Annotated in this window: 20 protein-coding genes and 2 pseudogenes; 14 read left to right on the plus strand and 8 right to left on the minus strand. The window is 51.4% G+C overall.

Annotation, left to right across the window (positions count from 1 at the left end; genetic code table 11):
- The 13 genes and pseudogenes from BMZ40_RS11090 to BMZ40_RS11140 all read left to right on the plus strand — a co-directional run.
- A partial coding sequence (locus BMZ40_RS11090) for a transposase domain-containing protein (RefSeq protein WP_143075601.1) occupies window positions 1-273 on the plus strand: 273 nt, incomplete at its 5' end.
- A 41-nt stretch (window positions 274-314) separates the two neighbouring features.
- Window positions 315-914, plus strand: coding sequence for a UDP binding domain-containing protein (locus BMZ40_RS11095; RefSeq protein WP_092375440.1), 600 nt, complete (start codon window positions 315-317; stop codon window positions 912-914).
- 24 nt (window positions 915-938) lie between these two features.
- Window positions 939-3,143, plus strand: coding sequence for a glycosyltransferase (locus BMZ40_RS11100; RefSeq protein WP_092375444.1), 2,205 nt, complete (start codon window positions 939-941; stop codon window positions 3,141-3,143).
- 11 nt (window positions 3,144-3,154) lie between these two features.
- Window positions 3,155-5,710, plus strand: a complete 2,556-nt coding sequence (locus tag BMZ40_RS11105; protein WP_143075602.1) for a heparinase II/III domain-containing protein — start codon at window positions 3,155-3,157, stop codon at window positions 5,708-5,710.
- Window positions 5,711-5,910: 200 nt separating this feature from the next.
- Window positions 5,911-7,359, plus strand: a complete 1,449-nt coding sequence (locus tag BMZ40_RS19210) for an asparagine synthase-related protein (RefSeq protein WP_143075603.1) — start codon at window positions 5,911-5,913, stop codon at window positions 7,357-7,359.
- A gap of 184 nt (window positions 7,360-7,543) precedes the next feature.
- Window positions 7,544-7,814 (plus strand): annotated as a pseudogene (locus BMZ40_RS19910) (IS5/IS1182 family transposase); the annotation flags it as partial.
- A 39-nt stretch (window positions 7,815-7,853) separates the two neighbouring features.
- Window positions 7,854-8,831 carry a polysaccharide deacetylase family protein gene (locus BMZ40_RS11110; protein ID WP_218143765.1) on the plus strand — a complete coding sequence of 326 codons (978 nt, stop codon included), beginning with the start codon at window positions 7,854-7,856 and terminating at the stop codon, window positions 8,829-8,831.
- Window positions 8,832-8,968: 137 nt separating this feature from the next.
- Window positions 8,969-10,291 carry a glycosyltransferase family 4 protein gene (locus tag BMZ40_RS11115; protein ID WP_092375453.1) on the plus strand — a complete coding sequence of 441 codons (1,323 nt, stop codon included), beginning with the start codon at window positions 8,969-8,971 and terminating at the stop codon, window positions 10,289-10,291.
- Window positions 10,279-11,364 carry a CgeB family protein gene (locus tag BMZ40_RS11120; RefSeq protein WP_092375456.1) on the plus strand — a complete coding sequence of 362 codons (1,086 nt, stop codon included), beginning with the start codon at window positions 10,279-10,281 and terminating at the stop codon, window positions 11,362-11,364. Before BMZ40_RS11115 ends, BMZ40_RS11120 begins: the two co-directional genes overlap by 13 nt.
- A gap of 8 nt (window positions 11,365-11,372) precedes the next feature.
- Complete coding sequence (locus tag BMZ40_RS11125) at window positions 11,373-12,845, plus strand: glycosyltransferase (RefSeq protein ID WP_092375461.1); 1,473 nt, start codon at window positions 11,373-11,375, stop codon at window positions 12,843-12,845.
- Window positions 12,832-13,611 carry an SDR family NAD(P)-dependent oxidoreductase gene (locus tag BMZ40_RS11130; protein ID WP_092375464.1) on the plus strand — a complete coding sequence of 260 codons (780 nt, stop codon included), beginning with the start codon at window positions 12,832-12,834 and terminating at the stop codon, window positions 13,609-13,611. Before BMZ40_RS11125 ends, BMZ40_RS11130 begins: the two co-directional genes overlap by 14 nt.
- Window positions 13,601-15,133, plus strand: a complete 1,533-nt coding sequence (locus tag BMZ40_RS11135) for an LTA synthase family protein (RefSeq protein ID WP_245751095.1) — start codon at window positions 13,601-13,603, stop codon at window positions 15,131-15,133. The genes BMZ40_RS11130 and BMZ40_RS11135 overlap by 11 nt, the downstream gene beginning before the upstream one ends.
- A gap of 7 nt (window positions 15,134-15,140) precedes the next feature.
- Window positions 15,141-15,329 (plus strand): annotated as a pseudogene (locus BMZ40_RS11140) (adenylyl-sulfate kinase); the annotation flags it as partial.
- Between the two features lie 298 nt (window positions 15,330-15,627).
- On the opposite strand, the gene BMZ40_RS19215 reads toward BMZ40_RS11140, so the two are convergent.
- Entirely contained in the window at window positions 15,628-16,110 is a 483-nt protein-coding gene (locus tag BMZ40_RS19215) for a hypothetical protein (protein WP_143075604.1), read from the minus strand.
- 138 nt (window positions 16,111-16,248) lie between these two features.
- Here BMZ40_RS19215 and BMZ40_RS11155 point away from each other — a divergent pair, with 138 nt between their 5' ends.
- Window positions 16,249-17,271, plus strand: coding sequence for an Rpn family recombination-promoting nuclease/putative transposase (locus tag BMZ40_RS11155; protein WP_177193122.1), 1,023 nt, complete (start codon window positions 16,249-16,251; stop codon window positions 17,269-17,271).
- Window positions 17,272-17,416: 145 nt separating this feature from the next.
- Here BMZ40_RS11155 and BMZ40_RS11160 read toward each other — a convergent pair whose 3' ends face one another.
- The 7 genes from BMZ40_RS11160 to BMZ40_RS11190 are packed head-to-tail and all read right to left on the minus strand — an operon-like array spanning window position 17,417 to window position 25,094.
- The gene (locus BMZ40_RS11160; RefSeq protein WP_092375473.1) at window positions 17,417-18,787 is read right to left on the minus strand and encodes a class I adenylate-forming enzyme family protein; all 1,371 of its coding nucleotides are present in this window, start codon (window positions 18,785-18,787) and stop codon (window positions 17,417-17,419) included.
- The gene (locus BMZ40_RS11165) at window positions 18,784-19,935 is read right to left on the minus strand and encodes an FAD-dependent oxidoreductase (protein WP_177193123.1); all 1,152 of its coding nucleotides are present in this window, start codon (window positions 19,933-19,935) and stop codon (window positions 18,784-18,786) included. Before BMZ40_RS11165 ends, BMZ40_RS11160 begins: the two co-directional genes overlap by 4 nt.
- 4 nt (window positions 19,936-19,939) lie before the next feature.
- Entirely contained in the window at window positions 19,940-21,340 is a 1,401-nt protein-coding gene (locus BMZ40_RS11170) for a B12-binding domain-containing radical SAM protein (protein WP_092375479.1), read from the minus strand.
- Between the two features lie 16 nt (window positions 21,341-21,356).
- Window positions 21,357-22,610, minus strand: coding sequence for a hypothetical protein (locus tag BMZ40_RS11175; protein WP_143075606.1), 1,254 nt, complete (start codon window positions 22,608-22,610; stop codon window positions 21,357-21,359).
- A complete protein-coding gene (locus tag BMZ40_RS11180; protein ID WP_092375485.1) occupies window positions 22,607-22,876 on the minus strand; it encodes an acyl carrier protein in 270 nt (89 codons plus the stop codon). Before BMZ40_RS11180 ends, BMZ40_RS11175 begins: the two co-directional genes overlap by 4 nt.
- Before the next feature lie 50 nt (window positions 22,877-22,926).
- Window positions 22,927-24,141 carry an AMP-binding protein gene (locus BMZ40_RS11185; protein WP_177193124.1) on the minus strand — a complete coding sequence of 405 codons (1,215 nt, stop codon included), beginning with the start codon at window positions 24,139-24,141 and terminating at the stop codon, window positions 22,927-22,929.
- A complete protein-coding gene (locus tag BMZ40_RS11190) occupies window positions 24,138-25,094 on the minus strand; it encodes a beta-ketoacyl synthase N-terminal-like domain-containing protein (protein ID WP_177193125.1) in 957 nt (318 codons plus the stop codon). The genes BMZ40_RS11185 and BMZ40_RS11190 overlap by 4 nt, the downstream gene beginning before the upstream one ends.
- Between the last annotated feature and the right edge of the window lie 2 nt (window positions 25,095-25,096).

The following is a 25,096-nucleotide window of genomic DNA, read 5'->3' on the forward strand; positions in this document are numbered from 1 at the left end:
AACGCGGCCGAGAACGCCATCCGTCCCGTGGCCCTAGGCCGTAAGAACTGGCTCTTTGCCGGAGCACCCAAGGGTGCCGACGCCAGCGCCATGCTCTTTTCCTTGGTGGAAACCGCCAAAGCCAACGAGATCGAGCCCCAAGCCTACCTGAAATTCCTTTTCGAACGATTCCCCGCCGCGCAGACCACGGAAGAAATAAAGGCACTCATGCCCCAGCACGTGGACAAATCCCTTCTCCCAAGCCTCCCCAAGCCCAAGCCGCGCAAAAAGTAAAGGCTCCTGCTTCTATCGCAGATCAGGGACGTCCGTGGAAGATGCGGTCGCCTGAGCGCTTACTGATCTGCGACAAAATTGATATTGATGTGTGGGAACTCATTCATCTGGCCAACCGCCATCCTCGTGTGAATATTCTGCAGCCAGGGGCAGGGGTTGGTGGTCACTGTATCGCGGTGGATCCATGGTTCATTGTTGACACTGCGCCCGACGAGGCTCGGATTATTCGGATGGCTCGTGAGGTGAACGACTATAAGCCGGAATGGGTCTTGGAGAAAGTCAAGGCTGCCATTGCAGAGACTTTGGCTGGCAAACCAGGCGATTGCATGGCCGATGTCAAAGTCGCTTGTCTTGGTTTGACCTTCAAACCGGATATCGATGATCTGCGCGAAAGCCCGGCCGTGGAAATCACCCGGCAGATCGCTGAACTGGGCTGTCAAGTATTAGCAGTAGAACCAAATATCGAGAGTTTGCCACAGAATCTTGCCTTGTCCAATATTGTCCTCAGGTCTCTTGAAGATGCTATTGAGTGTGCTGCAGTGCTGTGCATAATGGTCAAACATCGATCTTTTGTTGAATCCGCATGCGATATTTTGTGTCATTCATGCAAAATTAATGCTGCTGGACTTGCTGAAGAATAATTCTTATTCTAATCATTCAAAATAATGAAAATATCTCAAGTTCAATTAGCATTTTCTGCGTATTCTACAGGTAATTATGCTGAAGCTTTAAGAATTTACAGTCTGCTTGCTCAAAAGCTTGGTTTGCACCTCTTCAAAGCCAATATTGAGCTTTGCAATCGGCGGATGGGCAAAAAGTCTGACATACTACAGAACGGGATAGATGTCTGCTACACGGTCGAAATTCAGGATGCCATAATAAGCGAACATGAAGACTTTACAAGTTTTGAGTTTTTTGTGCTTGGAGAACGCTTGGTTTGTGAGTTCAATGTGTTATCAGAAAACCCGTATGCTCATAATCAGATGATTTTTGGAATTGATTTTTTGGATGCGCAAAGACGTTCATTGGAGTCAGAAAGCTATGAGTTGCTAAATTACAGCGAGTCGAAAACTTATGGAAGATATAGATATTTGTCAGCAACATGCGACGGGCTCAAGTATCTGTTTTCATTATTGATTCCAGTATGTGCGGTGCGATGTGTCGTCAAAATAGGGAACAGGAAATTTGCTAAAACTAAACTTGTAGGCAATCCCTCTTTTAATTTTTATAACGGTAAATCAGGGTGTGATATTGTTAATGTTTTGACAAGTGATTTGTGTGGTGGATGTATTGAGGATGTACATCAAGTTCTGGACTCTGTTGGTTTTAATGTCTCTTATGTCAGTGATGTGGTGAGGGCAATAATATCCTTGCCTGCAACTGAAGTTTTTTCGGCAACTGTTTTCTGGTATTTGTGGAGGCTTAGTAATGATAATTATTTATTTGAATTAGCAAGACAACGTCTTGTCTTCAATGGTAGAATGTATGAGACAAGACAATTGCTTAACGAATGGGATGCAAGCGTTAGGTATAGAAATAGTAAATATTCTTCTAGGCGAGTAGATGATGAAATTAGACTTTTAGAAAATGGAATTTCGCTTCCACAAAGAGTAAAAAAACAAGCTTATGAGCCGAGTAAAAATGTACTATATCTGCTACATAATCGTTTGCCTTATAATTCAGGAGGATATGCAACACGGACGCATGGACTGCTAACTGGTATTGAAAAAAACAGTCATTACAAAATGCAAGGTGTGTCACGCCCTGGATATCCTACAGACCATGCAAAGTATATCAGCAAGCTTCTACCCTCTCCGATACCTAGTGTCGATGTAGTTGATGGAATAGAATATTTTGCGCTGAATCAGAACGTGCGTCGCTCCTCCATGACGATTACGGAGTATGTTGAAAAATATGCTCAGGAAGTCGAGGCTTTGGCTCGAAGGAAAAAAACAGGAATTATTCACGCGGCGGCAAATTTTCCGAATGGATTAGCCGCAAGTTTGGCCGCAAGGCGTCTTGGAATAAAGTCTGTATATGAAGTGCGAGGTCTTTGGGAAATTACCCGACTTTCGCGTCAGGAAGGTTGGAATGAAACAGATCAGTTTCGTTTTATGGCAAGAATGGAAGCAGAGGCTTGTAAAGCTGCAGATGAAGTGATTACGATCACTGAGGCATTGAAGGATATGATGGTCGCACGTGGCGTTGATTCTTCTAAGATAACAGTAGTGCCGAATTGTGTGCATACCAACATTTTCTCTCCATTGGAGAAAGATCAGTCATTAGCAAAAGAGTTAGGATTAGCAGATGAAGATGTTGTCATTGGATACATAGGCTCAATGGTAAACTATGAGGGTCTTGACGACTTATTAGATACCCTCAAACTATTGCTCCTAGATGGCATCCAGAATTTTAAAGTCCTGCTGGTCGGCGATGGCTGTGTGTTGAATGACCTCCAGCATCAGGTTGTTAACCTGTGCTTGGAGAAGCATGTCATCATCACAGGTCGAGTACCGCATGACGATGTACAGCGCTATTACTCTTTGGTCGACATAACCCCCTTCCCGCGTAAACCATACTTGGTGTGTGAAGCCGTTTCTCCACTTAAGCCTTTTGAGGCCATGGCCTCCCAAAAGGCAGTCATTGTGTCAAGCTGTGCTGCCCTTACCGAAATTATTAAGGATGGATACAACGGTTTGGTTTTTGAAAAGGGAAGTGTTGCTTCCTTTAAGGATACACTGAAGAAGTTGATTGTCGACAATAATCTCAGGAAGCAGCTCGCAATTAATGGTCGTGAATGGGTGGTGCAGAAGAGAGACTGGTCAACTTCTTCAAAAAAATTAATAACAGTATACGATAGCCTTGTGTAAGGTAGGGTAGAGTGAAAAGTTTAGAGCTAATTCCTGTTCACTGTTTTTTGCACAGAATATTTCCTATTGAATTTTATGAAGACACAGAAAAACTTGTCAATGATAGAGTTTTTAAGCCTAGAAAAGACAGTGAACCACTGCTTTTAACATTTCCACTTGATTGGGAGTCTAAGGAGAGGGTTGTAGACAGAAATTGGAGGATGCAACTGCAAGGGTGGACATTTCTTCACCCAATTATGAATATATTTGATAATTATAAAAAGAAGGATGATATTCTCGATTTTTTCTTTGATGCCATAACCGATTGGTGGCGGTTTTATGGGCAGGATCCAGAGGATATAGTAACAACGAGAATGCCAAAAAGTTATGCTTGGTATGATATGTCTGTTGGTTTCAGAGCCTTGGCAATCACATTTTTTATAAATCGAATTACATGCTGGCAAATGAAGATATCTAAAGAGCGAAGTAAGTTGCTTGAAGAGGTGGCGGTTAAACATATAAGGCATTTACTTAAGCCAATAGTTTTTAGCATGAATAATCATGGATTGTTCCAAAGCCATGGATTGGTAGGCCTTCTAAAAACATCTCCTCATTTATCAGAATCTCTTGATTCAGATTTGGAATATGCAATTGGCTTGGTTGAACAGTTGATTATCTCACAGTTTAGTGATTTAGGTGTTCATCTTGAACATAGCCCTCATTATCATTTTTATGCTTTAAATACATTGCAGGCTCAAATCGACTCAGGTTGGTATCATGATCGACCGCGAATTATAACGATTGCTGCCAATGCAAATAATAACAGTAAATGGCTACTTGACCCATTTAAGAGGCCAGTATGTGTAGGTGATTCGATTCTTACCGTTCAGAAAGATATTGAGTTTCCAAACACACATCATGGAAAATATATTCATAGTAAAATTTCCCATTCTGGATACTCAGTGGTTAGGTCTGGTTGGGGAGAATGTCCCGAGATTAGTTCTATGTTATTTTTTACAGGAGCATACCATAGTAAGAGTCATAAGCACCGTGACTGTTTAAGCTTTGATTGGTTTGATCGTGGTGCACGTATAATATGTGACAGCGGAAAATATGGGTATAAAAGTGATGTTTATAGGAATTATTTTTTATCAACTCGCGCGCACAACTCCGTAGAAATTGAAGGATTTGATATTCTAACTATTAAGCCTTATGGCTCAATAGTGGAAAATCCAAAAGAAATAAAACAAGGTTTGTTTTATTTAAAAGGAACTCTTGATTATCCGGCAGTTAAGCATTGTAGAGAGATTTACTTTAAACCAGGTAATTGGGTTTTGATTAAAGATTCATTATCTTTTGCTAGAGCAAGAGGCTTTAAGCAATGGTTTCATTTAAATAAGGGGTATTGTCTCGAAAACATAATGAAGAATTTTGCTTGTTTTAGGGATGGTAATGGCACAAAATTTTTAATTGAATGCTTAGATAAAGAACTGAATGTTGAGTTGCACTATGGTGACTCTGATAATATGCAAGGTTTCATTTGTGAAAAAGACTATCAATTTATGCCATCTTTTGCCGTTGGTTTTTCCGGGCAAGGAAAGAAAAAAGAGGTATTTACAATATTGTCTTTGAGTAAGAACGCTCACGATAATGCAAAAAAATTTTTATCTAGTAATTTAAGTATTAATGTTGGCGAATCTACAGATTCTTCCAACGAGCATAAAAAAGAAATCATTCTTGGAGTAGAAAATAAATTCTTTGAAGATTGTTCGGCTATAATATGTTCTGATGTAGAGTTGTCTGGTGAAAAGACTTTCCAAGTCTTTTCTAACGATATTCTTTTTTCATTTTATGGATCTTTTAAAGAAAATTCTAAAAAAATGGCTGTATTTTTACCTGGTGCTACTAGCAGGAAGCATGGGGAATATGATTTCCAAAGATACTCTTGGGGAAGACAACTTGTGGATTTTGACTGCATTTTTTTCTCAGATCCAAGTATAAAGATTGATAATGATTTAACGCTTGGATGGTTTCAATACGCAGAAGATAACTATGGAATTGAAGCTCTGAAAAACGTTTTAGATGCATTGCTAAAAGCAAAGAAATTCAGGCAGGATGAGTTGCTAATTTTTGGCTCGTCAGGTGGTGGCTTCGTCTCTTTAAAACTTTCTGAATACTTTGATCACGCTTTAGTGGTAGCTATCAATCCTCAGTTGTATCTTTATAATTATACATATTCGTTCTATAAAAATATGTTAAAATTTTGCTACGAAGGAAGATCGCCCTCTTTCATTGAGTTGAGCTACTCTAATAGAATTTCTTTTTGTTCAAGTGCTAAGAACAGGATGAATCCTGTATTAATATTACAAAATATCGCTGATGAAAAGCATTTAAATAGGCATTTTCTTCCTCTGTCTAAAAGTTGTAACATTGAGCCCGTTGAAGTGCATAAAATGGACACAGACTTGAGAAGTAAGTCTTTGCATCTTTTTTTGTATTGTGATGATAAGCTCAAACATGCTCCACCAAATAAAGAAGATACTATTCATTATCTGAGAATGTTTTGTGAAGCTACTTTTTTTGTATAGGATCAGCATGTTGTGTGAATGTGCTGGAAATTCTGCTGCGAGGTTAGTATTGCCTCTAAACGAATTTTGTTCGCACTGATTTATGAATCAGTACTTTGCTGCATTAAAATGCAGAATAGAAAATTGATATACCTGGTGTTGATTTTTTTTTTAATTAATTTTGTTCTCTCAATTTACTTACTCGAATTGTGGAATCCTAAATGCTAAACAAAAGCACGTGCACTTTGAATGCGCTACCTCCTTTATATGAACGTGGGTTTTTTGTTTCGAACTGTAAAAATCAAGAAAACCTTCCTGATAATTTTGTACCCGTGCAAATATATATAGATGGTATCTATATATTCAGAGATAAGAAAACTGAGTGCGTTCAAGATTCGAAAAATGACTGTCATGTTGTAATATTAGGCTTCGTTGTAGACTCTCAAGACGTATCTAGCACGCCTGAATCTATTGTCACAGCGCTGCTTATAGCTTTAACACGTGGTCGCCAAGTTTTCTTGCGCGCACTGGAAAGCATTGGCGGGAGGTATGCTATTGTTGCTAGAGACTATACTGGGACTTTTATTGTCGGTGATGCGGGCGGAATAAGGTCAATTTTTTATACATTTCCGAGAGGAGAAGTTCTTGTCAGTTCACACGCTGCGCTCCTCGCGGAGATTACTGGTGTGTCGATCGTTGAGTTCGTGGACAGTCTCCAGTCATTCGGCTCTGGGTCTCGTGCGCGAAATTGGCCAGGTCGGTTTTCAAAATTTGCCGGAGTGTTTACCCTGACGCCCAATACTTTTCTTGATTTCGATGCAAAACGACCTCATCGATTCTTCACGTTGGAACCGCCGTCGGAGCGAACTGTAGAAGAGGCTTCAGATCTTGTTGCTTACTACCTAAGCACCGCAGCGAAAAACTTTGTTCGCAATTATCTTGACCACGATCGGTCTAAAGCTGTTCTGTTTCTTACGGGGGGGGTTGACAGTCGTCTAGTCCTTTCAGCTTTCCATGGGCTTGAAGACCATCTTAAGGCTTTCAGCTATGATATTAACAATGCGCATGCCAAAGATATAGAACTTGCACGGCGAATTGCTGGCGATCTTGGTATTCATCACGTTGTCGACTATGGAGATGATCGAGCGACCACTCCATTAGTTCAAATTGCAGCCAAGAACGCTTGTAATCCTTATACAGGCTCTAAGTCAGTTATTAATTTCTGTGGGGGGGGGGCTTTTTCCGATTGCGCCTTCTCAATGCGTGGCAATCTTGGTGAAATTTCGAGAGGTGTTTTTAGTGCACGTTCAGCTTTTCTTAATGACCCACCTAGATACATGGCAAGAATATGGCGCCGTGGTTCTGAGAATATCAAAATTATCTTTGATGCCTTTACGGATTACGTCTCTGCCACTGAGGTTGAAAAATCTCAGTGGCCAATCAGAATCATATATTACTGGGAGCATAGACATGCTACATGGCATGCTGCGACTATCAATGAACTTGATACATGTTTTGATACATTCAATATTATGAATAGTAGGAATATTATCGAGGCAATGTGTAGCGTACCTTTAGATGCTCAAAAGACTTCTTCTGTTCATGGGAAGGCTATAGCCAAGCTAAACCCAAAACTTTTAAACTATTCGTTAAATTATAAGGGATTTTAAAGTTAAATAGGTTTTTTATTTGCCATATGTCAGACTTAATTTATTGCATATTATTAGTTAGTTTTGAAAAATACGACAATTTTTATGAAATAAATTAAAATTTAATCGGAGGCGATGTATTTCAAATAGCCTGTAATGCCGGGTAAATGCATTTTTTCTGGTCGAAATCACTTTGAGGTTACCAATTCTGCCCAAAAAAACGGACTGTCAGCACTGCTTTCTCTGCCCAGATCTGATCGATCAGCTTGGTCCTCGAAACCAACGTTTGGGGGTTGGCCAAGGTCATCGCATGGCATATTTTCGGGGACAGCCTCAAGAATTGAGTGGTTCTAAGTTTCCCGGCAGGTCCCGTGGCTTTTTATCCTCAAGCAGTTCGATAATTTGAGCGATAAAAGCGCTGTTGGTATTTGGGTTCACTATCCAATTTCCAGATCTTCTGCTATCAGCAGCAGTTCATTTAGAATTTATCCTGTATTATCTGTGTGCCGTGAGGAGTGGAACTAAGTGAAAAGGTTAAGTCGGCGATGATGGGTAAGAATCGTTATGTGATGCTCTCTGTTGATACGGAAGCTTTGCCCAAGCGTGCTTCCGAGCAGCACGTCAAGAGGTTGATCTGGGGCGAGCATTTCAGCGGAACGGCCGGTGTTCGTGAGATGGTAGCAATTGCCCGCGAGTGTGGGGTTAAGCATGTTTTCTTCGTTGATGTCTGCGGCGCACATACTTACGAGGATGAAGTCCGGGACGTGATTCGGTGGTTTGATGCGGCGGGGCAGGATGTACAACTGCATGCTCACGCGGAGTATCTTCCCGAGGGGTTCTGGAAGTCCTTCGGTTTTAAGTATCGGCCACGTTTCATGAATCAGTACGAACGCGAAAAGGCTGAATTCATTATCCGCTATTTCAGTAAATTCATTACGGATATAACCGGCAAGCCGATTCAAGCATTTCGCGCAGGTTCTTTTCGCTGGAATGCAAATACGATTTATGCGCTCAAGGCGGCGGGTATTCCGCTTTCGTTCAATGATTCGATGAACGCATTCGTGAATGGGCAGAGTACTTATGGCGAACCGACGTTGCTTCCCTATCGCTGGTCCAACGGGGTTATCGAGGTGCCGGCGACGGAGAGGCTGTTTGACCCCGTGGTGGGGCAGAAATGGTGGGGACGCCTGCAGTTTCCAGTGTCTCATCGGTTTCGAAATCCCCCGTGGCGGATTTTGTGGCCGCAAACTTTGGGAAGGGACAGCTCTTTTCTGGTGTTGCTGCTCCATTCCTGGTCGCTATTGTATTGGGATGAGAACGGTTACGGTGTTTACCGGGACGACAAACGATTGGAAGATTATCGGAAATTGGTTCGGTGGCTGGCCAAAGATTATGACATCATCACGACAGCTGATTTTCTCGACCTGCATGCACGCGGCAAGATTGAAGTAACGCGTACTGTGGATCTTGCCTTGGCAGAATTGCAAAAGTGATCACTTTTAGACTCCAGTGATTTTAATTCCTTCCGGTCGAAATATAAGAATTCCCATCTTGGTAGGAATGATCTGCGGCGCCCATTGGCGTAATGCAAAATTTTTTCTTAACAAGGTATAAGGATTTACAAGCACAGATGTTTTTTAAAAAAGGTGAACTCTTTTTTGCGTCGGACCGATGCGTAACAATCTGGGGCATGCGCTGGTTGCTCAGGCAATTTCCCAAGGCGGCAAAGTCCGCTTATGAACCCGTCCCGAAAAGCCTCCTGTATGTTCCGGCAAGCTCCCTGCCGTATCACATCAGCGGCTACACCACGCGCACCCATGCCGTGATACGTGCCCTGCGTGATGCTGGCGCTAATGTGCATGTGCTGACTCGCCCCGGCTATCCCTGGGACAGGAGGGACCGGGTTGCAGAGCCTGGCGGAAGCGAGACCACTGTTGATGGAATCGTCTACACTCATGCTCAGCACCCCGCCAACAACCGCCACGTGTTGCAGTTTGCCGTACAGGCCTCCAAAGTCATCGCCGAAGCGGCCCAAAAAAACCGCGTGGCCGCCATCCATGCCGCCTCCAACCACACCAACGCCTTGCCCGCCTTGTTTGCCGCCCGGGAGCTGGGTATCCCGTTTCACTATGAAATGCGCGGGTTGTGGGAGCTGACGCGTGCATCGCGCATGGCGTGGTTCGAGAATACGGCGCGTTACAAGCAGGGGCTTGAGCTGGAAGCGCTGGTTGCTCGCAACGCGGACAGACTGTTCGTGATTTCCAAGGAGCTTGGCCGGTATGCACAGGAAAACTGGGGCGTGCGGCCCGAGCGCATGGCTCTGCTCCCCAACTGCGTCGATCCAGAGGCGATTCTGCCGGTTGACCCTGCCAGGGCCGAGCCGAACACGATTGGATATGCCGGGTCGATCATGCCGTACGAGGGTCTTGATACCCTGATCGAGGCCGTGGCGATGCTGGCGGACCGGGGCCTGGAGGTTCGGGTCAAGATTGTTGGCGACGGTGAGGCCAAAAGCGGTTTGGAAGAGCTTTCCAACCGACTGGGACAAAACGGACGTGTTGAATTTTTAGGGCGGGTTCATCCTGCCAGAGCTCTTGAAATCATGGAGCGTTGCGCCATTGTCTGTCTTCCGCGCAAGCCCTTTCAGGTCTGCGAGATCGTGCCGCCCATCAAGCTGGTGGAGGCCTTGGCCATGGCCAAGCCCGTCATTGTGCCGGATCTGCCCGTTTTTCGCGACGAGCTTGGAACTGATCCTGCGGGTTGGTTTTTCCGGGCCGGGGATGCGGTCAATCTGGCGGAGGCCGTTGAACAGGCGTTTAGCAACCCCGCCAGGCTGAGCGAACTTGGCGCGAAGGCCAGGGAATATGTTCTGGCACACAGAACCTGGGGTCGGTTTGTGGGGAATGTGATCAAACCGCACGAACACGATGAGGCCAGAGCATGCTCGGCCTGATCGCCCGCAAATTCAGTTCGACGTTCTACAGATACCCCCAGGCTCCGGTCGTGACCGAACGGCAGGGGGAGTTCGCCAAGCTGAAGGTGGCCCTTATCACCGACCACCTGACTGAAACCTGCCTGACCTTCGAATGCCGGATCAAGAACGTCACGCCCAGGAACTACCGCGAGGTACTGCGCACATGGCGCCCGGACATCCTGCTCGTGGAATCCGCCTTTCACGGTTCAAACGGCTGCTGGCGGTACGAGCTGGCCAAACAGTCCCGCTTGATGCGGCTCATGAAGCCTACGGCCATTTTTCGCGTGCTTGAATGCGCCCGCGCCCTTGGCATTCCCTCGGTGTTCTGGAACAAGGACGATGGCGCATATTTCGAGCATTTTATCGATATCGCCAAAGGTTTCGACCATGTGTTCACCACGGACGAGACCTGCATCCCGCGCTACCGTGCGGTTGTGCCCGCAAGCACGACAGTGAACACCCTCATGATCCCCTATCAGCCAGCCTTCCATTCTTTCGAAGGTTTTGATTTCTCGACCCGGACGGCCTGCTTCACGGGCAGCTATTACCGCAAGATCCTGAACTATCGCCGTCTCTATTTGGACATGCTCTTTCAGGCAGCGCAGGAGTCAGGGGCGTGCATAGATGTTTTCGACCGCAATCACGACCGTTTGTCCAGGCGGTTTGAATTCAGCTTTCCGGAGACGAGCGCTGTCAGAGTGCACCCTCGGGTGTCGCATTGGGAAACCGGCCGTCTGTACAAGAGCCATGCCCTGTCCATCAACGTGAACTCCGTCACGGATTCCGAAACCATGTGTTCCCGCCGCCTGCTCGAAATCCTTGCCTGCGGCGGCATCGCCATGACCAACCCCAGCAAGTGCGTGATGAAGTATTTCGCCCCGTATTGCCAGATGGTCTCAACCCCGGAGGAGGCACGGGAGGTCTTTGCCCGTCTGCACCGCGGCCCTGACAAAAGCGCTCTGGAGCGGGCGGCCGAGGGGGCGCGATATGTGCGTTCCGCCCACACGTGGGCCCATCGAGTGAAAGATATCTGTGAAGTGGCCGGAATCTGAGGGGTGTGATGCAGTTTTTCGCCTTGCTGATGGAACTTGTTTTCTATGCCTTGATCGCCTGTTTCGCGGTCTACGTGCTGCTGGAACTGCGCATGGTCAGGGTGTCCAGCAAGGCCGAGCGACGCAAGTTGGCGGAGATTTCCCTGCGTCCCGAAGGGGAGGAGGATTTTTTTCCTCGGGTGGGCGTTTTTCTGCCTGTCTGCAATGAATCTGGCGTGATCAGACGCCTCATCGATGCGGCCTGTCAGCTTAAGTATCCAGCGGGAAAACTGGAAATTGCGGTGCTGGATGATTCCTCGGACATCACCAGTGACCTGGCGAAATCCCTGGTGGAAGACTACGCCGCGCTGGGCGTGAACATCCGCTACCTGAAACGGCGCTCGCGCCGCTGCTCCAAGGCGGGCAACCTGAGCTACGGCGTGGCTCAGATCGACGCCGAATTCCTGGCCATTTTCGACGCGGATTTTGTTCCGCCGCCTGATTTTCTGCTCAAAACCATCCCCTGTTTCAAGGACCCCGATCTTGGCTTCCTGCAGACCGGCATCGACTACGAGAACCGGAACGCGTCTTTCCTGACGCAGTTCCAGGCTATGGAGATGGGGCATCAGCAGTTCATTACCGTGGGCCTGAGCGAAGAGGGCAACATGGCCTCTTTGAGCGGCAGCTCCTGCGTCTGGCGCCGGGCCTGCATGGAGGCCATGGGCGGCTGGAAGGCGGCCACGGCCACCGAGGATGTGGACATCGGCTACAAGGCTCAGCTTGGCGACTGGAAGTATGCGTACCTCAAAGACGTGGTCTCCATGTCCATCCTGCCCGAAACGGTCAGCGCCTTCCGTGTTCAGCGCGAGCGCTGGGGGCGCGGACTGATTCACAGCGCCTTCAGGCACGTGGGCAGCATGTTCAAGAAGAAAATGCCCCTGCTGAAGCGCATGCACGCCGTGTCCATGATGTTTTCGTCGCTTCTGCTGGCGTCCATCTATTGTCTGTTCCTGCTCAGTCTGCCCCTGACACTTTTCATGCAGTTCGAGGGCGTGGGCTTCGTGCTTGCGGCCCTGGCTTTTTTTGCGCTTGTGGCCGTCTGGGGTTTTGCCAACATCGTCGGATCCCCTCTTTGGGAGGATTTCGCGGGAGGCAGGGGGTTCCTGCGGACCTTTCCTTACGTTTATGTCTACGTCAGCCTTTTCCTGCCCATGGCCCTGTACTATTTCGTGGGTGGAATACGCGCCGCACGGGGGGTGTTCGAGGAATTCAACCGCACGCCCAAGTGCGAGGACGAGGACTGCTCAGAGCGCCCGAAGATTGACGCCTGGCTGTATTGGGGCGAAATTTTTTCTTTTGTCTATGCGGTTCTGACGACGGTTGCGGGCATGATCACGGGAAATGTCATTCTGCTGCCCATCAGCGTTACGGCCATTCTGGGTTTTGGGATGGTCCTGCATTGGGGCAGGCGGGACGGGAGGGCGCGAGATGGCTCGAAATGACGCGACCGCGCGGCGCATCCTGATCACGGGCGCCACGGGCGCCATCGGGACGGCTCTGGCGGAGCTTTATGCGCAAGCGGGCGTTGTCCTCTACCTGCATGGCAGAAACGTCGGGTTGCTTGAAAACGTGGCGACCTCCTGCCGGTCCGCCGGCGCCACGGTCTTCACCCATGCCTGCGACGTGCGCGACGCGGCGGCCATGCGACTCTGGGTGGAGGAAGTATCCGCAGCTGGCGCTCCTGACCTGGCGATCCTGGCGGCAGGCATGAACACCAACGTCGGCCCCGCAGGCGAGCCCGAACCCTGGGCCGAGGCCGAGGCCCTCATAGACGTCAACGTCAAGGGAACCATGGCAGTCATCGACGCCCTGTTGCCGGGCATGGTTGCGCGCGGAGCAGGGCAGATAGCAATTTTGAGTTCCCTGGCCGGGTATTTCGGCCTGCCGCTGACGCCTTCCTACAGCGCCGGCAAGGCGGCCCTGAAGGCTTACGGCGAGGCCTTGCGGGGCTGGCTCAGGCCAAGGGGTATTCGGGTCAACGTGATCATGCCGGGCTATGTCAAATCGCCCATGTGCGACCACATGCCCGGCCCAAAGCCCTTTCTCTGGCCTCCCGGAAGAGCTGCGAAGTACATCCGCCGGGGCCTGGAGCAGGACCGGGCGCGCATTAGCTTCCCCTTTCCCCTGAACTGGGGGACCTGGTGGCTGGCGGTGCTGCCCGCCGCCGTTTCGATCCGCATTGTGCGCTGGCTGGGCTATGCACGCTGAGCACGCGGTGTTTGCCCCGGTGCTGGCAGCGATCTTGGCCATGGTCGCGACCGCGGCATTGGAACTGCTGCTCAGGCCAAGGCCCTCATTCTCGCGCCCGGCCAGAGCTTGGGCCCTTCACGCGGGGGTGGTCTGCGCCATGACCGGGGTGCTGACGGCCCTGCTGGGCAACTCCTGGCTGTCTGTGGGCTGCCTAGTGGTGCTTTTCCTCATTCTTGTGCTGGTCAATAACGCCAAGGTCGCATCGCTTGGCGAGCCTTTCGTCTTTCAGGACTACGAATATTTCACGGACATGGTCCGCTACCCGAGGCTTTATATCCCCTTTTTCGGCTGGCGGAATTTTTTGGTTTCGGTGGCAGGCGGCCTTGCGCTGCTGTATTTTGCAGTCAGCGAAGTTGGTCACTTGCTTCACTATAATTGGGGAGTCGCCATTCTTGCCGGGATGGCCGCCGTGGTATTGGGCGCGGTTTGCGTGTGGGCTGCCGAAAGGCGTCCATTGCGTGTCAGCTTTGATCCGCTCGGAGACCTCAGGGTTTTGGGATTCGTAGCCAGCCTCTGGCGGTATTGGGCGTTGAGCCGTAAGTTTCCTGAGGTGTCATCGCCTTTCGAAAGCCTTGATTCCAGGCCTGTCCGGCCGCTCCGGACAACACAGAAGGCTTTGCCTCACATGGTGGCGGTCCAGAGCGAATCGTTTTTCGACCCCAGACGATTGTTTCCCGCTATTCGCCCTTCCGTGCTGGCGGAATATGACAGACTCAAGGCGCAGTCCCGGGCATGGGGAGCGCTGCGCGTTCCCGCCTGGGGCGCCAACACCGTCCGCTCGGAGTTCTCGTTTTTGTCCGGAATCGACGCCTCACTGCTGGGGGCACATCGTTTCAATCCTTACAGGGCCTTGGCGCGAGGCTGGAAGGTCGCGACGCTGGCTGCGTTTCTGCGCTCGCTCGGCTATCGTACCATTTGCATCCATCCGTATTTCAGAAGTTTTTACCTGCGCGACAAGGTTATGCCGCGCATGGGGTTTGACGCATTCCGGGGGATCGAAAGCTTCACGGGTGCCCGATGCTACGGGCCGTACATAAGCGACATGGCTGTCGCCGACATGATTCTTGAAACCCTCAAAACCGCCTCGGCGCCGACGTTCGTCTTCGCCATCACCATGGAAAATCATGGTCCGCTGCATCTGGAGACGGTCGGTCAGGCCGATGAAGCGGAGTTGTACAGTTCTGCGACGCCAGAGAACTTCGAGGATCTGACGGTGTTCCTGCGCCATGTCCGAAGCGCCGACGCCATGATCGGGACCCTCGCCGCCGGGGCGGCCGCATGCAACCGGCCCATGGAGCTGTGCTGGTACGGCGACCACGTGCCCATCATGCCGAAGGTCTATGACACCCTGGGTGCGCCCTGCGGGGATGTGGAGTACGTGTTGTGGAACGGTACCCGGGAGGGCATCGCGACGCACCAGGACGCAGGGGTGGAGCAGTTGGCCATGAAATGGCTCGCCAGTGCGGGATTGATCGGTTGAGGGCTACGAACAGCGCGACAGGAGGGGACTTTATGCCAAGGCCAGGACAGGTCTCGTCAAGGGCGTCACGGGCATCGACGATCCTTACATCCCTCCGGTGAATCCGGAGGTGACCATCGACACCACCGAGATGACGCCCGTCGAAGCCGCGCAGGTCATCCTGCTCTTTCTGGAGGAGCAGGGGTATATTCGTTGAGAGGCTTGAAAATCTGAGCGATGAACGCGTTCTTGAAATCTGAATTCGGAATTCCTCTTTCCGGGCATTATACTGTCAGAAGCGGTTCGGTTGGAAGTTGCCCTGCGACCTGTCCGAACTGACTTATTTTGGGTGTCGTACTCCCTGCTCCGGAATCAGACCAGTCGTACCACCTTTTCAAGGGCATCCAATTCTTCCATGAGGCGTCGTTTGGGCTTGTGGCGTTTGCGTAGGTCGGCCAGCAGGGCTTTCCATTCAGGCATGCGTTTTGTGGCCTGGAAAATCTTGCGCATACGGATCAGGTATTCGGCCGCCTCCTCGTAGGCCTTGGGCTTGACCTGGGCAATGAGGCTCTCGGCTTTCCTGCGCCAGCTGTCCAGGGCCACCTGCGGATGGCTTGCGGGGAAACGGCATGGGCCACGGTCAGGTCCAGGCTCATGGAGGAATACGCGTCCCGGGGGCGTTCGATGTTGAGGCGGATGGCGTCTTCAAGACGGTTTTCCTGAATGGCGATTTCGATCAGCAGGGAAAAATCGGGAAATTGTCTTCGCCAGTTTCGGTTTTTGACGAGCGGCCAGCTGACTTCGGGCTGGGGCAGGGGCCAGAGCGATGCGGTGTCCTTGCCCGGGATGTCGGGTCTGTTCCCGGTGGTCAGGTGGTCAAGCAGACACATGCGAACGGTTTCCCAGTATCCGAGCTTTTCCGTTGCCGCCCGCAATTCAGCGAATTTTCTCGCGTTGGGTTGTTCAAAGAACGTGTCGGCCAGATACCAAAATGACACGCCGCCTCCATCGTGACACCGTCTCTTCGTGTAGGGATTGAGATGTAAATCCTGATGAGGGGGTACCAGTTGCCCTGAAGAGTGTCGCAGGAAAAAGTGGTGTTGTTTCAGGCTGATCGCTGGCGTATGGCCTGTGGGATGAACCCGGTCAATAACGTCCATGACACACTCTTCCGTCAAACCATGAGCCACAAGGACGTGGCTGCGGACTTTCTTCGCAACTACCTGCCCGAAAGCGTGACCAGGCATTTGCTTCTCGACACTCTGTCCATAGGCAAGGACACCTTTGTAGGCGGGGATCAACGAGAGCATTATTCAGACATGCTTTACTCGGTTCGGCTTGCGAGCGGGAAATCTGCGTACGTGTACCTGCTTTTTGAACACAAAAGCAGTCCCGACCGTTTTGTCGCGCTGCAACTGTTGCGCTACATGCTCGAAATCTGGGAGCTTCATCGCAAGCAGAACAAGGGCGCAAAGACCTTGCCGCTCATCCTTCCCATAGTTGTCTATCACGGCAGGACCCGCAGGCAGGCCGTCAGACTTCTGGAACTCATGGACCTGCCGGATTCGGATCTTGGTCGATACGTGCCGGATTTCGATCAGGCCTTTTATGATTTTTCTCCGGACTCGGAGGAAGAGATCAAAGGGGCCATCCTCTTGCGCCTGGCGCTGACCTGCCTGAGGGCCAAGAACAATCCGACCGTTGAGCGACATGTGCGTGAGATCTTCCGGATGTTGCGCGAACTTGGAGATGACGCACCTTCGCTGCAATGGTTGACGACCATTGCAGGATACGTGTTTCAGACCATGGACATCGACCGTGACGTCATGCACACTATCGTCAGAGAAACTCTCGGACCGGGAAAGGAGGATGCAGTCATGACACTCGCGGAACGTTTACGCAGTGAAGGTCGGATGGAAGGGCGAATGCAGGGACAGACGGAAGGACGGATGGAAGGGCGGATGGAAGGACGGGTGGAAGGCGAGGTTCTGGGACGGTCCGCGGTTCTCCAGCGCCAACTCGCCAAGCGTTTCGGCCGGGGCATCCTGGACTTCCGCACCCAGGAGCGTCTGCGCACCGCCACGGCCGGTCAACTCGATCTCTGGGCCGAGCGCATCCTGGACGCAAGGACAATCGAGGATGTGTTCCGCGAATCCTGAAGAAACGGGGCTTTTCCGCGCACAACTGATTGTCATTGAATGATTTGTCTATCTCCAATCAGGATCTTTCATGACGTATTGCAGTGTACTCTGACATTGCGATCAATATTTTATTTACCCTTCATTCATCAGATTTAATCTGACTCTAGTATCTTTTAACTTTTCCGCTCGCAGTGTGAAGAATTTCTGACACAGGGATAATTTTAAGGGGAAGTTTGTACGGTTGTAAATATTTTTTGCAATGATTTATTATTAAAAATCTGTCAATTTCTTTATTTGATTTAAAGATTACTTCAGCTACAATAATATGTCCGATTCGTGATTCTGGAATTCCGTAAACTCGTGATTTTAAAATTTCTGGATGAGATTCAAGCACGGATTCAATTTCTTCTGGAAAAACTTTCAAGCCGGCCACATTTATTTGAGATGCTTTCCTTCCAACAAGCCTTAAACATTTTTTTTCTATAATTCCAAGATCTCCACTGGAAAAGAACTTGTCCTTGTCAAGGGTTGCTGGACTTCGCTGCGGATAAATATATCCAGAAAATACGGATTCACTTTTGATGCACACTTCTCCAATTTGTCCGTCAGCGACATTGTTTCCTTCTTCGTTGCAAATTCGGATATCGAATCCTGGCGCTGCTGGACCTACGGTCAATGGATTTGAATCATCTTGAGTGCTGATGCAGACGAGGCCTGCTTCGATTATTCCATAAGCTTGTCTGAGCGGATGGCCGAAACGATGTTGAAAAGAGACGGCTATGGATTCCGGGAGGGGTTGCCCTGTGGAGATTGCCCAGCGTAGGTGTGGAAGTTTTTCCATGCCTGAATCGGCGGCCAGCAGTCGAAACTGCCAAGGGCCGCCATAGAGCAGGGTTGCTTGGTGTTTCTTAGCCAATGAGACAACCGTTTCTGGTTGCGTGTCGGGAGCGAGGATAACCGCTGTCCCGGCCATGAGATAAGCAAGTATCGAAGATGCGAAATGCAAGCTTGCAGACATTGTCCATATTATTCTGTCTTCAATCCCAAGTTTAAGAGCCTTGACTACTGAATCAGTCCTTGCTTCAATACACTGATGTGAAAGGATGACGCCCTTGCTTGATCCGGTTGTTCCAGATGTTGGACGAATAAAAGCTGTTGATTCTTGTTCTGGATAAAAACATCTAGAACTGTCCAGTACTTTTGTTTCAAATTTGTTTTCGCTTCGTTCCAATACGGCATCTGCATCGCAACAACGAAGGTGGTTGTTTTTTTCCTGGTCAGACGCATTGGGAGACAGCGCAATGAGTGCATGACCTTTCAACATCACGGCTAGCGCAAGGATAATGTCGTCAATGGAGTTGGCCAAAGACATGGCAACGCGAGCGTTGCGGTTGTTCGCAAACTTCAGGGCATCGGCCTGCTTTCGGACTTCACGGTCGAGATCCGAAAAATTCAGGTATTTGGGGCCCTGAATGAGAGCGGGTTTGTTTCCGTATGTGACGGCACGGGACAGAATCGATTCAATGATGTTCATGTTGCTGCTGTAGCCTGTTTCAATACGAGCCTGCTTGATGCCGAGCGGCGTGCATCCTGCGCCGCCAGTTCTCCCGCGCGATGCCCTGTTTCAATGCAGACGCCGGCAACTCTGGCTGCTGCCTGGCCCAGGGAGGAAGAACTTAGACTCATGCCGGCCGTGTAGATTGAAGGGGAACGTGATGCCCGGAGACATTCGTCGGGTATGGCAAACCCCTTCGGATGCGGATAAATGTAGCGTGGGCCACGCAGATCGCGCCACCATTCAGCCGGCCAATAGCCTCGGATACCGGGATATGCCGTGCAGTCCTTTCGAAGCATCTCTTCATCAAGGCGCAAAAAACCGGCAAACACTCTGCCGCTTCGCAATCCCACTTTTTTTCCTGACCATTCAAGGCGCGCCGATTTGAAGGCGGCGCATGTCTGTCGTAAATCAGCGAGCATTATGCCTAGGCATTCTTGAGCATGTTCCGCCAGTCTCACAGGTTTTTCCGCATGAAATTCAGGCGGAAGATTGAGAATACCTTGGACTTCTCTGCTTTTTTTGTCCCAAGGCAGAAACGAGGGCAGGAATCTTCGACTTGCCTGGGCGAGTTGCCGCAACACCTGAAGAGAACTCCAGGCCTCGCCGTGATCAATCCCCCCAATGGAAAAACCGACACCGGGGCAGGTTGGTTCTGTGGCCGTTGTTGGCAGGTCTGCCATGCTCAGGATACTGGCCTGCCCGGTGGCGTCGATGAGAGACCGGAACACAAGATGATCGCGGGGTTGCAGACGCGTATTGAATGAGGCTTGGATCGTTGGTTGCGTCTCCAGCATCTTCGACGCTGTCTGTGAAAATTGTCCGGGATCGATAGGGAGCACATGCACCCGGCCTATACGCCGTGGTTTGTTGCCGACTGCCTGAGCCCACATCCGCGCCCTGTCCGAAACGTAGGTCGCTTTGCTCCTGTCGGGCAGGTAGAGCCCACAGATGGTGTGAAGCCCTGCATGGTCCAGGGTGCCGCCAGGTTTTGAGTGTTCGTCCACCAAGAGAACCTGCGCTCCGGCCTTGGCGGCTGCCAGGGCCGCGGAAACGCCCGAAGGACCGGCGCCAACGACAATGACGTCGGCCGTGAACGTCAAGGGCTGGCGGTTCCGATGATCCATATTTTCATCGACCATATATCATGGGCTTGCGCTTTCCGTAGCCCCGAACGTTTTTCCAGATCGGACGCTGTTGAAACAGGCCCAGCAGTTTCATGATCATGTTCAGGGACGATTTGTTCCAATCCGTTGGCGTGGACCATGTCGGGCGATGCATGGAGAGTTCGTCAATACCGGCCACTGGGGCTGGTCCCAGGTCCGGCGAACAAAAATAAAAAGGCTCCAGCAAGGTGTTTTGGGCATCAAGAAGCCCTTCATCCAGACAATATTTCCATACGCCGGTGTTTCGGTAAACACGGATTCCGATGCTTGGAAAGATTGCATTGGCGTGAACATGCTGATCAAGAAATTCCGCTGAATCCCGTATCGTGCGCCATGTTTCTCCCGGACCTCCGAAAAGAAGGTGCGCGGCAAAGGGAATGTCCGCTTTTTGTAGCGCCTTGGATGCTTTGGCAATCTCGGATAGAGAAAAATTCTTGCCCATGGATTCGAGCATGGGTTCGCTGGCTGCGTCCAACCCCAGTTCGGCGCCGATACATCCTGACGCCTTCATGGATCGTGCAAGCGTCTCGTCGAGGCCGGAGGGATTGATATATGCCTGCCAAGTGATATCAAGGTTCGCCCGGGCCAATGCGTCGCAAATGGCCAGAGCGTGTTCGCGCGGGTGGTTGAAAGCCGAATCCACAAAGTAGAAATGGCGGCATCCGGACCGGCGAATGTCCGCGATTTCCTGGACGACGCTTTGCGCGGAACGCAGGCGCATCCTGCGACCCTCAAGATGCGGGTACACGCAATATGAGCAGGTCAGGTTACACCCTCTGCGGGTTTGAATGCCTGCGAATCCTCCCCATCGCACGTAGGTTTTGAGAGGAATCTGCCTGTGCTCCTGCCTTGGCAATGCATCCAGATCGATGATGTTTTCACGGGAGCGCATTTCCCCATGGCGTCCTGCCACGCCGGGGATGTCGGCCGGGTTATTCCCTGAGAGCAAACGCTCGACTAAATCGACGCACGTGCGTTCTCCTTCTCCGACAACTCCCCATTCAAGCCCAAGAGCATTCAAAATTTCAAGCGGAGCAAGAGAAAAGGCCGCACCTCCGATGATCAGGGGCACGTTTGTGGCCTGACGGACAATGCCGACCACCTTTTTTACTTCCGGAAGAAACGATTCCGGGGATGTCATGATGCAGGAGTCCAGGTTGCGCATGGAAAACCCGATCAAATCCGGTGAAAAATTCTCAATGGTGCGATGCAAGGTGCTCTTGACGTGCAAAGCAGGTCCGAGGTCAAGCAGTCGCGCGTTGTGCTGGGCTTTGTTCAACGCACCAACTATCATGGCTGCGCCGATCGGAGCGGCTGGGTATGGCAGGCGTTGTCTATTGACGGCGATGATAAGTATATTGGCCATGTTTGATCCGAAAAGGTTACAGGGTCAGCAGGTCGTGCAGCGTGCGCTGCCCCAGTTGTGTTGGGTCCTGCCCTGTGCTGCAGATTGAAAGATGGAGTCTTGCGCCATGCCTGCATGCAAAAAAACCCAGGCCTGGCGGATGACAGATCATGGGTTGGTGGAAAACATGCTCGACTCGCGCGCCATGAAAATCAAAATCCGCGAGCGTATCAAACATGGTTCGACCCGTGTGAGCGAAAAAACAGGAGGCGATCCGCCCCTGGGTTAGATGACGCAGAAACCGGGAGCCTGCGGCGCGAGGCAGGAATCCCGACAGGTCGAGTTGCTTTTCAATGGCTTCGACATGTCCGTTTCTGAGCGCATCCATGAATTGTTCAGCCACATGACGGGCCAGTGTGTCGGGCGTTGAGTCTTCCATTTGGGCTGCTTGCGCCAGGATATAGACGATACTGATCGGATTCCCGAGAAGCGGGCTCAGGTTGCCTGGACTGCGCCGCGTTACGGTGACGGGTATCATGTAACCGGACGGATTGTTTTTGACCTCAGTGCACAGGGCGTGCGTTCGTCGTAGAGCTCCCGCAAGCAGGATGGCTGTTTCGCCGACAATGGGATGGATTCGCTTGCCCCGATCGGCGATCTCCGTGCTTTGCGCCTCGTCAAGAACAAGATGACCCACATTCAGCCGGTGATGGATGTTTGGCATTTCGGGCGCAGCCACGCCCTGCCCAATGCGCTTGAAGACTGGGTGGAGAGACCTTGTGGCCTTGAGTCGCTGCAATCCGCTGAGAGGCGAGACGGGTTTCCAGGTGGTCGCGTTCTCTTGGTGTCGTCCGGCAAGGCGAACAAGCAGGAATTCGCCGCCGCGAGCATCCATGAGCAAATGATCCCAGGTGAGGCCCAGAGTCGTCCCCTCGGGGCCTTCAATGAGATCTATCGCCAAAGGTGGATGCGCAGGTCTGGGAATGGGCGTGTTCAGGCGCCAGTTCAAAACGTCATGGGCGCGAATGTTTTGGTGCCTGCGGAATTCGGGACGTTTCCCCGATGAGTATATGACCCGTCGTGTTCGGGCCAAGCCGTCAAGAAGGGCGACTCGGCATGCGGGTTCCTCCGAGGCCCAGGCGTGGAAGCGTTCCTCGAATTGGTGCGGGTCGGGCGGGGCAGACAGATGCAGCTGGAGCTGTGCGGTGTTGCCGGGCAAACCGTGACGACGCATGTCATGATCAAGAATGTCCAGGAAATGATCCGGACCTTGAAGACGGGCAGGATTCATGGGCACTGGTTGCGATACGTGTCGATGGTCGCGGACAATGTTTCCAGGCTGTGCAGATTGATCTGGGTCAGTGCCGAGTCGGGAATGCTTGCGCCTAATTCATTTTCAGCCATGACGATGAGCTGCAGCTGGGCCAATGAATCGATGCCAAGATCTGCCAAAGTGGAAGCAGGGCTCAATTTCTCGGGCGGGACGCCGAGAAGATCCTGCATGTTTTTTTTGAGCCAGTTGAAAGTTGAGTCTGGAGAAATTTCTTCGAGCGTCATGGAACTATCCTTAATCAAGCTGTGTTCAAGAAAGAAATCATGAGGAGCGTTCAATCCCAGTCAGCATCCTTGCCCATGTCGTTGGTGGGCAGCGCGGTCCCGAAAGTCAGGGATTTGGGAATCTCGCTCGCGGACAGTCTCTGGACCAACCACGTCCGGATGTCGCGGCGAAAGGCGTCGATGCGGCTCTCATCCTTGAGGACGACAAATGCCTTGAGCCGTTGCCCTTCATCCGGGCGCATGAGACGCACCGCGCACGAGCGTACCATGGCATGGCTGCGGATGCAGTCGACCACTTTTTCCGGATACACGTTGACACCTGCCACTTGGACACATTTGTCCTGACGCTTCAGAGGCCGGAAGGTTCGGGCTGTCTCCCAATGGATGAGATCGGGCAGTTTGAAGGAGCCCGCAGTTTCTCCGTTCGGAAGTCGACGCGTGAGTGTCGCTTGATGGTCTGGCTGAATGGCCAGCGGCTCCCAAAACGGAAGCAGCGTGTAATCATGATCCGGATGGTGACGCGTACCGATGCCTCCGGTTTCCGAGGAACCATAAATTTCCGTTATGCGGCATAGTCCCAGGTTCAGCAGACTATGGATGACATCCGCCGGGCAGGGGCCCGTCGATGTCACGCCGCAGACTCCGGGCGGAAAAGTGGGGGCAAGCACTGCCAAGGATTTCCAGAACATGGGAAAGGCCACGACCAGGTCGCCAGGTCGCAATTGTTCCATCTGGTTCCGCGAAGGGACAAGGGGGAGTTCAAGGACCGGAGTTCCCAAGGCCTTGGGCAGGAGAATGGAAAAAAGGAATCCATAGATATGATGCCTGGGAACCAGAGTGACGATGCGCGTATGCTCCTTGAAAATTTCCGCCTGAGCCTGAATTTCCTGTTCCAAGAGGGCAAAAGATTGCTTGCAGGCGTTGGGCGTGCCTGTGCTGCCGGATGTCTTGAAAACAAGTTCGGCAGGATTGGCGCGCCAGAACTCGAGCGCGCATTGGGCCCACTCGTCCATGGTCGAACAACTCATGAGCTGGTCTACGGCAGTGCCTGGAATGCACAGCATTTCAGTAAAGGCGAGAGCCACGCTGCGCAGTTCGGATTCCTGCAGACCTGATTGCGATGGTTGGATCGACGCGAGAGCGTCCATGTCCAGGCTGCTGGCCAGGAGGTAATGCGCCTTGCTGGCGTGTAACCCGGAGCCGCGTATCAGACTGGCCAGTAACGCCCGCAGGTCGGGCGCGGTGAGTTCGAGGGCCGGTTTCATGCGTATTCTCCGGATGTTACGAGAATGCTGCCAGTCATGCCGAATCGATTTCTGCTCAGACAATGCACGGCAGGGCATTCATCCATGACCGGCCCCAGTCGTCCCTGCACTGCGAGCAGGGCCACGGCCGCATCGAAGGCCATACCGATGGGCATGTTGCCGTAAAGCGGGGAGAAATTATGCATCGGAGGAAGAGTGTTTCGTTGTGCGGGGCTTGCGGACCCGGAGAAAAAGATCGGGGCATCAAGACACGTTTTTGAGAGGGGCGCACTTTCGATGAAGCCGTGGCGTGCATGGTCTGGATCGGCGTGCAGGCAGAAAAAGACGGCCCCCTCTCCGGGGACAAGCCTGCGCCGTCCACCAGAACTTTCGGCAGGCAGATTTTCGGCAATTCGCCGGGCATTTATTTCGAGCAGGGCGGTATGCTCATCCACGGCTCCGAGCAGAACGCGCGTCACGCGTTTTTCAGCCAGCCACGTTTGGGCTGTCAGGGTCGCCGCCGCTACGGCCGTGTCGAGTTGACAGATACTGAAACAAGGGCCGCGCAAACTCATCATCAGCGCGATGGTGGCGGCGGGAATGTTGTGGACGGAATGCGCGAACGCCTGAGGCGAGGCCATTTCCGGGCCGAAGTCGATGATGGAGTCAAGGAAGTCGAAGGTCAGTTTGACCGGTCCGTAGCCCGTGGCCAGAACAATCCCGGTGTGTTCGAGTTCTGTGGCATCAAGCCCCGCATCTTCAAGCGCTGAATATGCAGCCAGGAGCGCCATGCGGGTGAAGTGATCGACTCTGCGCAATGCCCGGGAGGACGCACGCCGGACGAGATCGCTTGTATCGATCTTCGAGAACGCGATGGTCCGGCTTTCTTCCCGCAATATATGCAGTGCGGCCTGGGCCAGATCCTGGGGACCATTGCCCACGGCGCTTACGATGCCCATTCCTTCTACGGCCATGC

It is taken from the genome of Desulfomicrobium apsheronum (assembly GCF_900114115.1).
Lineage (GTDB): Bacteria > Desulfobacterota > Desulfovibrionia > Desulfovibrionales > Desulfomicrobiaceae > Desulfomicrobium > Desulfomicrobium apsheronum.

Bases quoted from the DNA above. Each gene is read 5' to 3' on its own strand.
- BMZ40_RS11095 (WP_092375440.1), top strand. From the start codon at position 315: ATGCGGTCGCCTGAGCGCTTACTGATCTGCGACAAAATTGATATTGAT.
- BMZ40_RS11100 (WP_092375444.1), top strand. From the start codon at position 939: ATGAAAATATCTCAAGTTCAATTAGCATTTTCTGCGTATTCTACAGGT.
- BMZ40_RS19210 (WP_143075603.1), top strand. From the start codon at position 5,911: ATGCTAAACAAAAGCACGTGCACTTTGAATGCGCTACCTCCTTTATAT.
- BMZ40_RS11115 (WP_092375453.1), top strand. From the start codon at position 8,969: ATGTTTTTTAAAAAAGGTGAACTCTTTTTTGCGTCGGACCGATGCGTA.
- BMZ40_RS11120 (WP_092375456.1), top strand. From the start codon at position 10,279: ATGCTCGGCCTGATCGCCCGCAAATTCAGTTCGACGTTCTACAGATAC.
- BMZ40_RS11125 (WP_092375461.1), top strand. From the start codon at position 11,373: ATGCAGTTTTTCGCCTTGCTGATGGAACTTGTTTTCTATGCCTTGATC.
- BMZ40_RS11130 (WP_092375464.1), top strand. From the start codon at position 12,832: ATGGCTCGAAATGACGCGACCGCGCGGCGCATCCTGATCACGGGCGCC.
- BMZ40_RS11135 (WP_245751095.1), top strand. From the start codon at position 13,601: ATGCACGCTGAGCACGCGGTGTTTGCCCCGGTGCTGGCAGCGATCTTG.
- BMZ40_RS11155 (WP_177193122.1), top strand. From the start codon at position 16,249: ATGAACCCGGTCAATAACGTCCATGACACACTCTTCCGTCAAACCATG.
- BMZ40_RS11160 (WP_092375473.1), bottom strand. From the start codon at position 18,787: ATGAACATCATTGAATCGATTCTGTCCCGTGCCGTCACATACGGAAAC.
- BMZ40_RS11165 (WP_177193123.1), bottom strand. From the start codon at position 19,935: ATGGATCATCGGAACCGCCAGCCCTTGACGTTCACGGCCGACGTCATT.
- BMZ40_RS11170 (WP_092375479.1), bottom strand. From the start codon at position 21,340: ATGGCCAATATACTTATCATCGCCGTCAATAGACAACGCCTGCCATAC.
- BMZ40_RS11175 (WP_143075606.1), bottom strand. From the start codon at position 22,610: ATGAATCCTGCCCGTCTTCAAGGTCCGGATCATTTCCTGGACATTCTT.
- BMZ40_RS11180 (WP_092375485.1), bottom strand. From the start codon at position 22,876: ATGACGCTCGAAGAAATTTCTCCAGACTCAACTTTCAACTGGCTCAAA.
- BMZ40_RS11185 (WP_177193124.1), bottom strand. From the start codon at position 24,141: ATGAAACCGGCCCTCGAACTCACCGCGCCCGACCTGCGGGCGTTACTG.
- BMZ40_RS11190 (WP_177193125.1), bottom strand. From the start codon at position 25,094: ATGGCCGTAGAAGGAATGGGCATCGTAAGCGCCGTGGGCAATGGTCCC.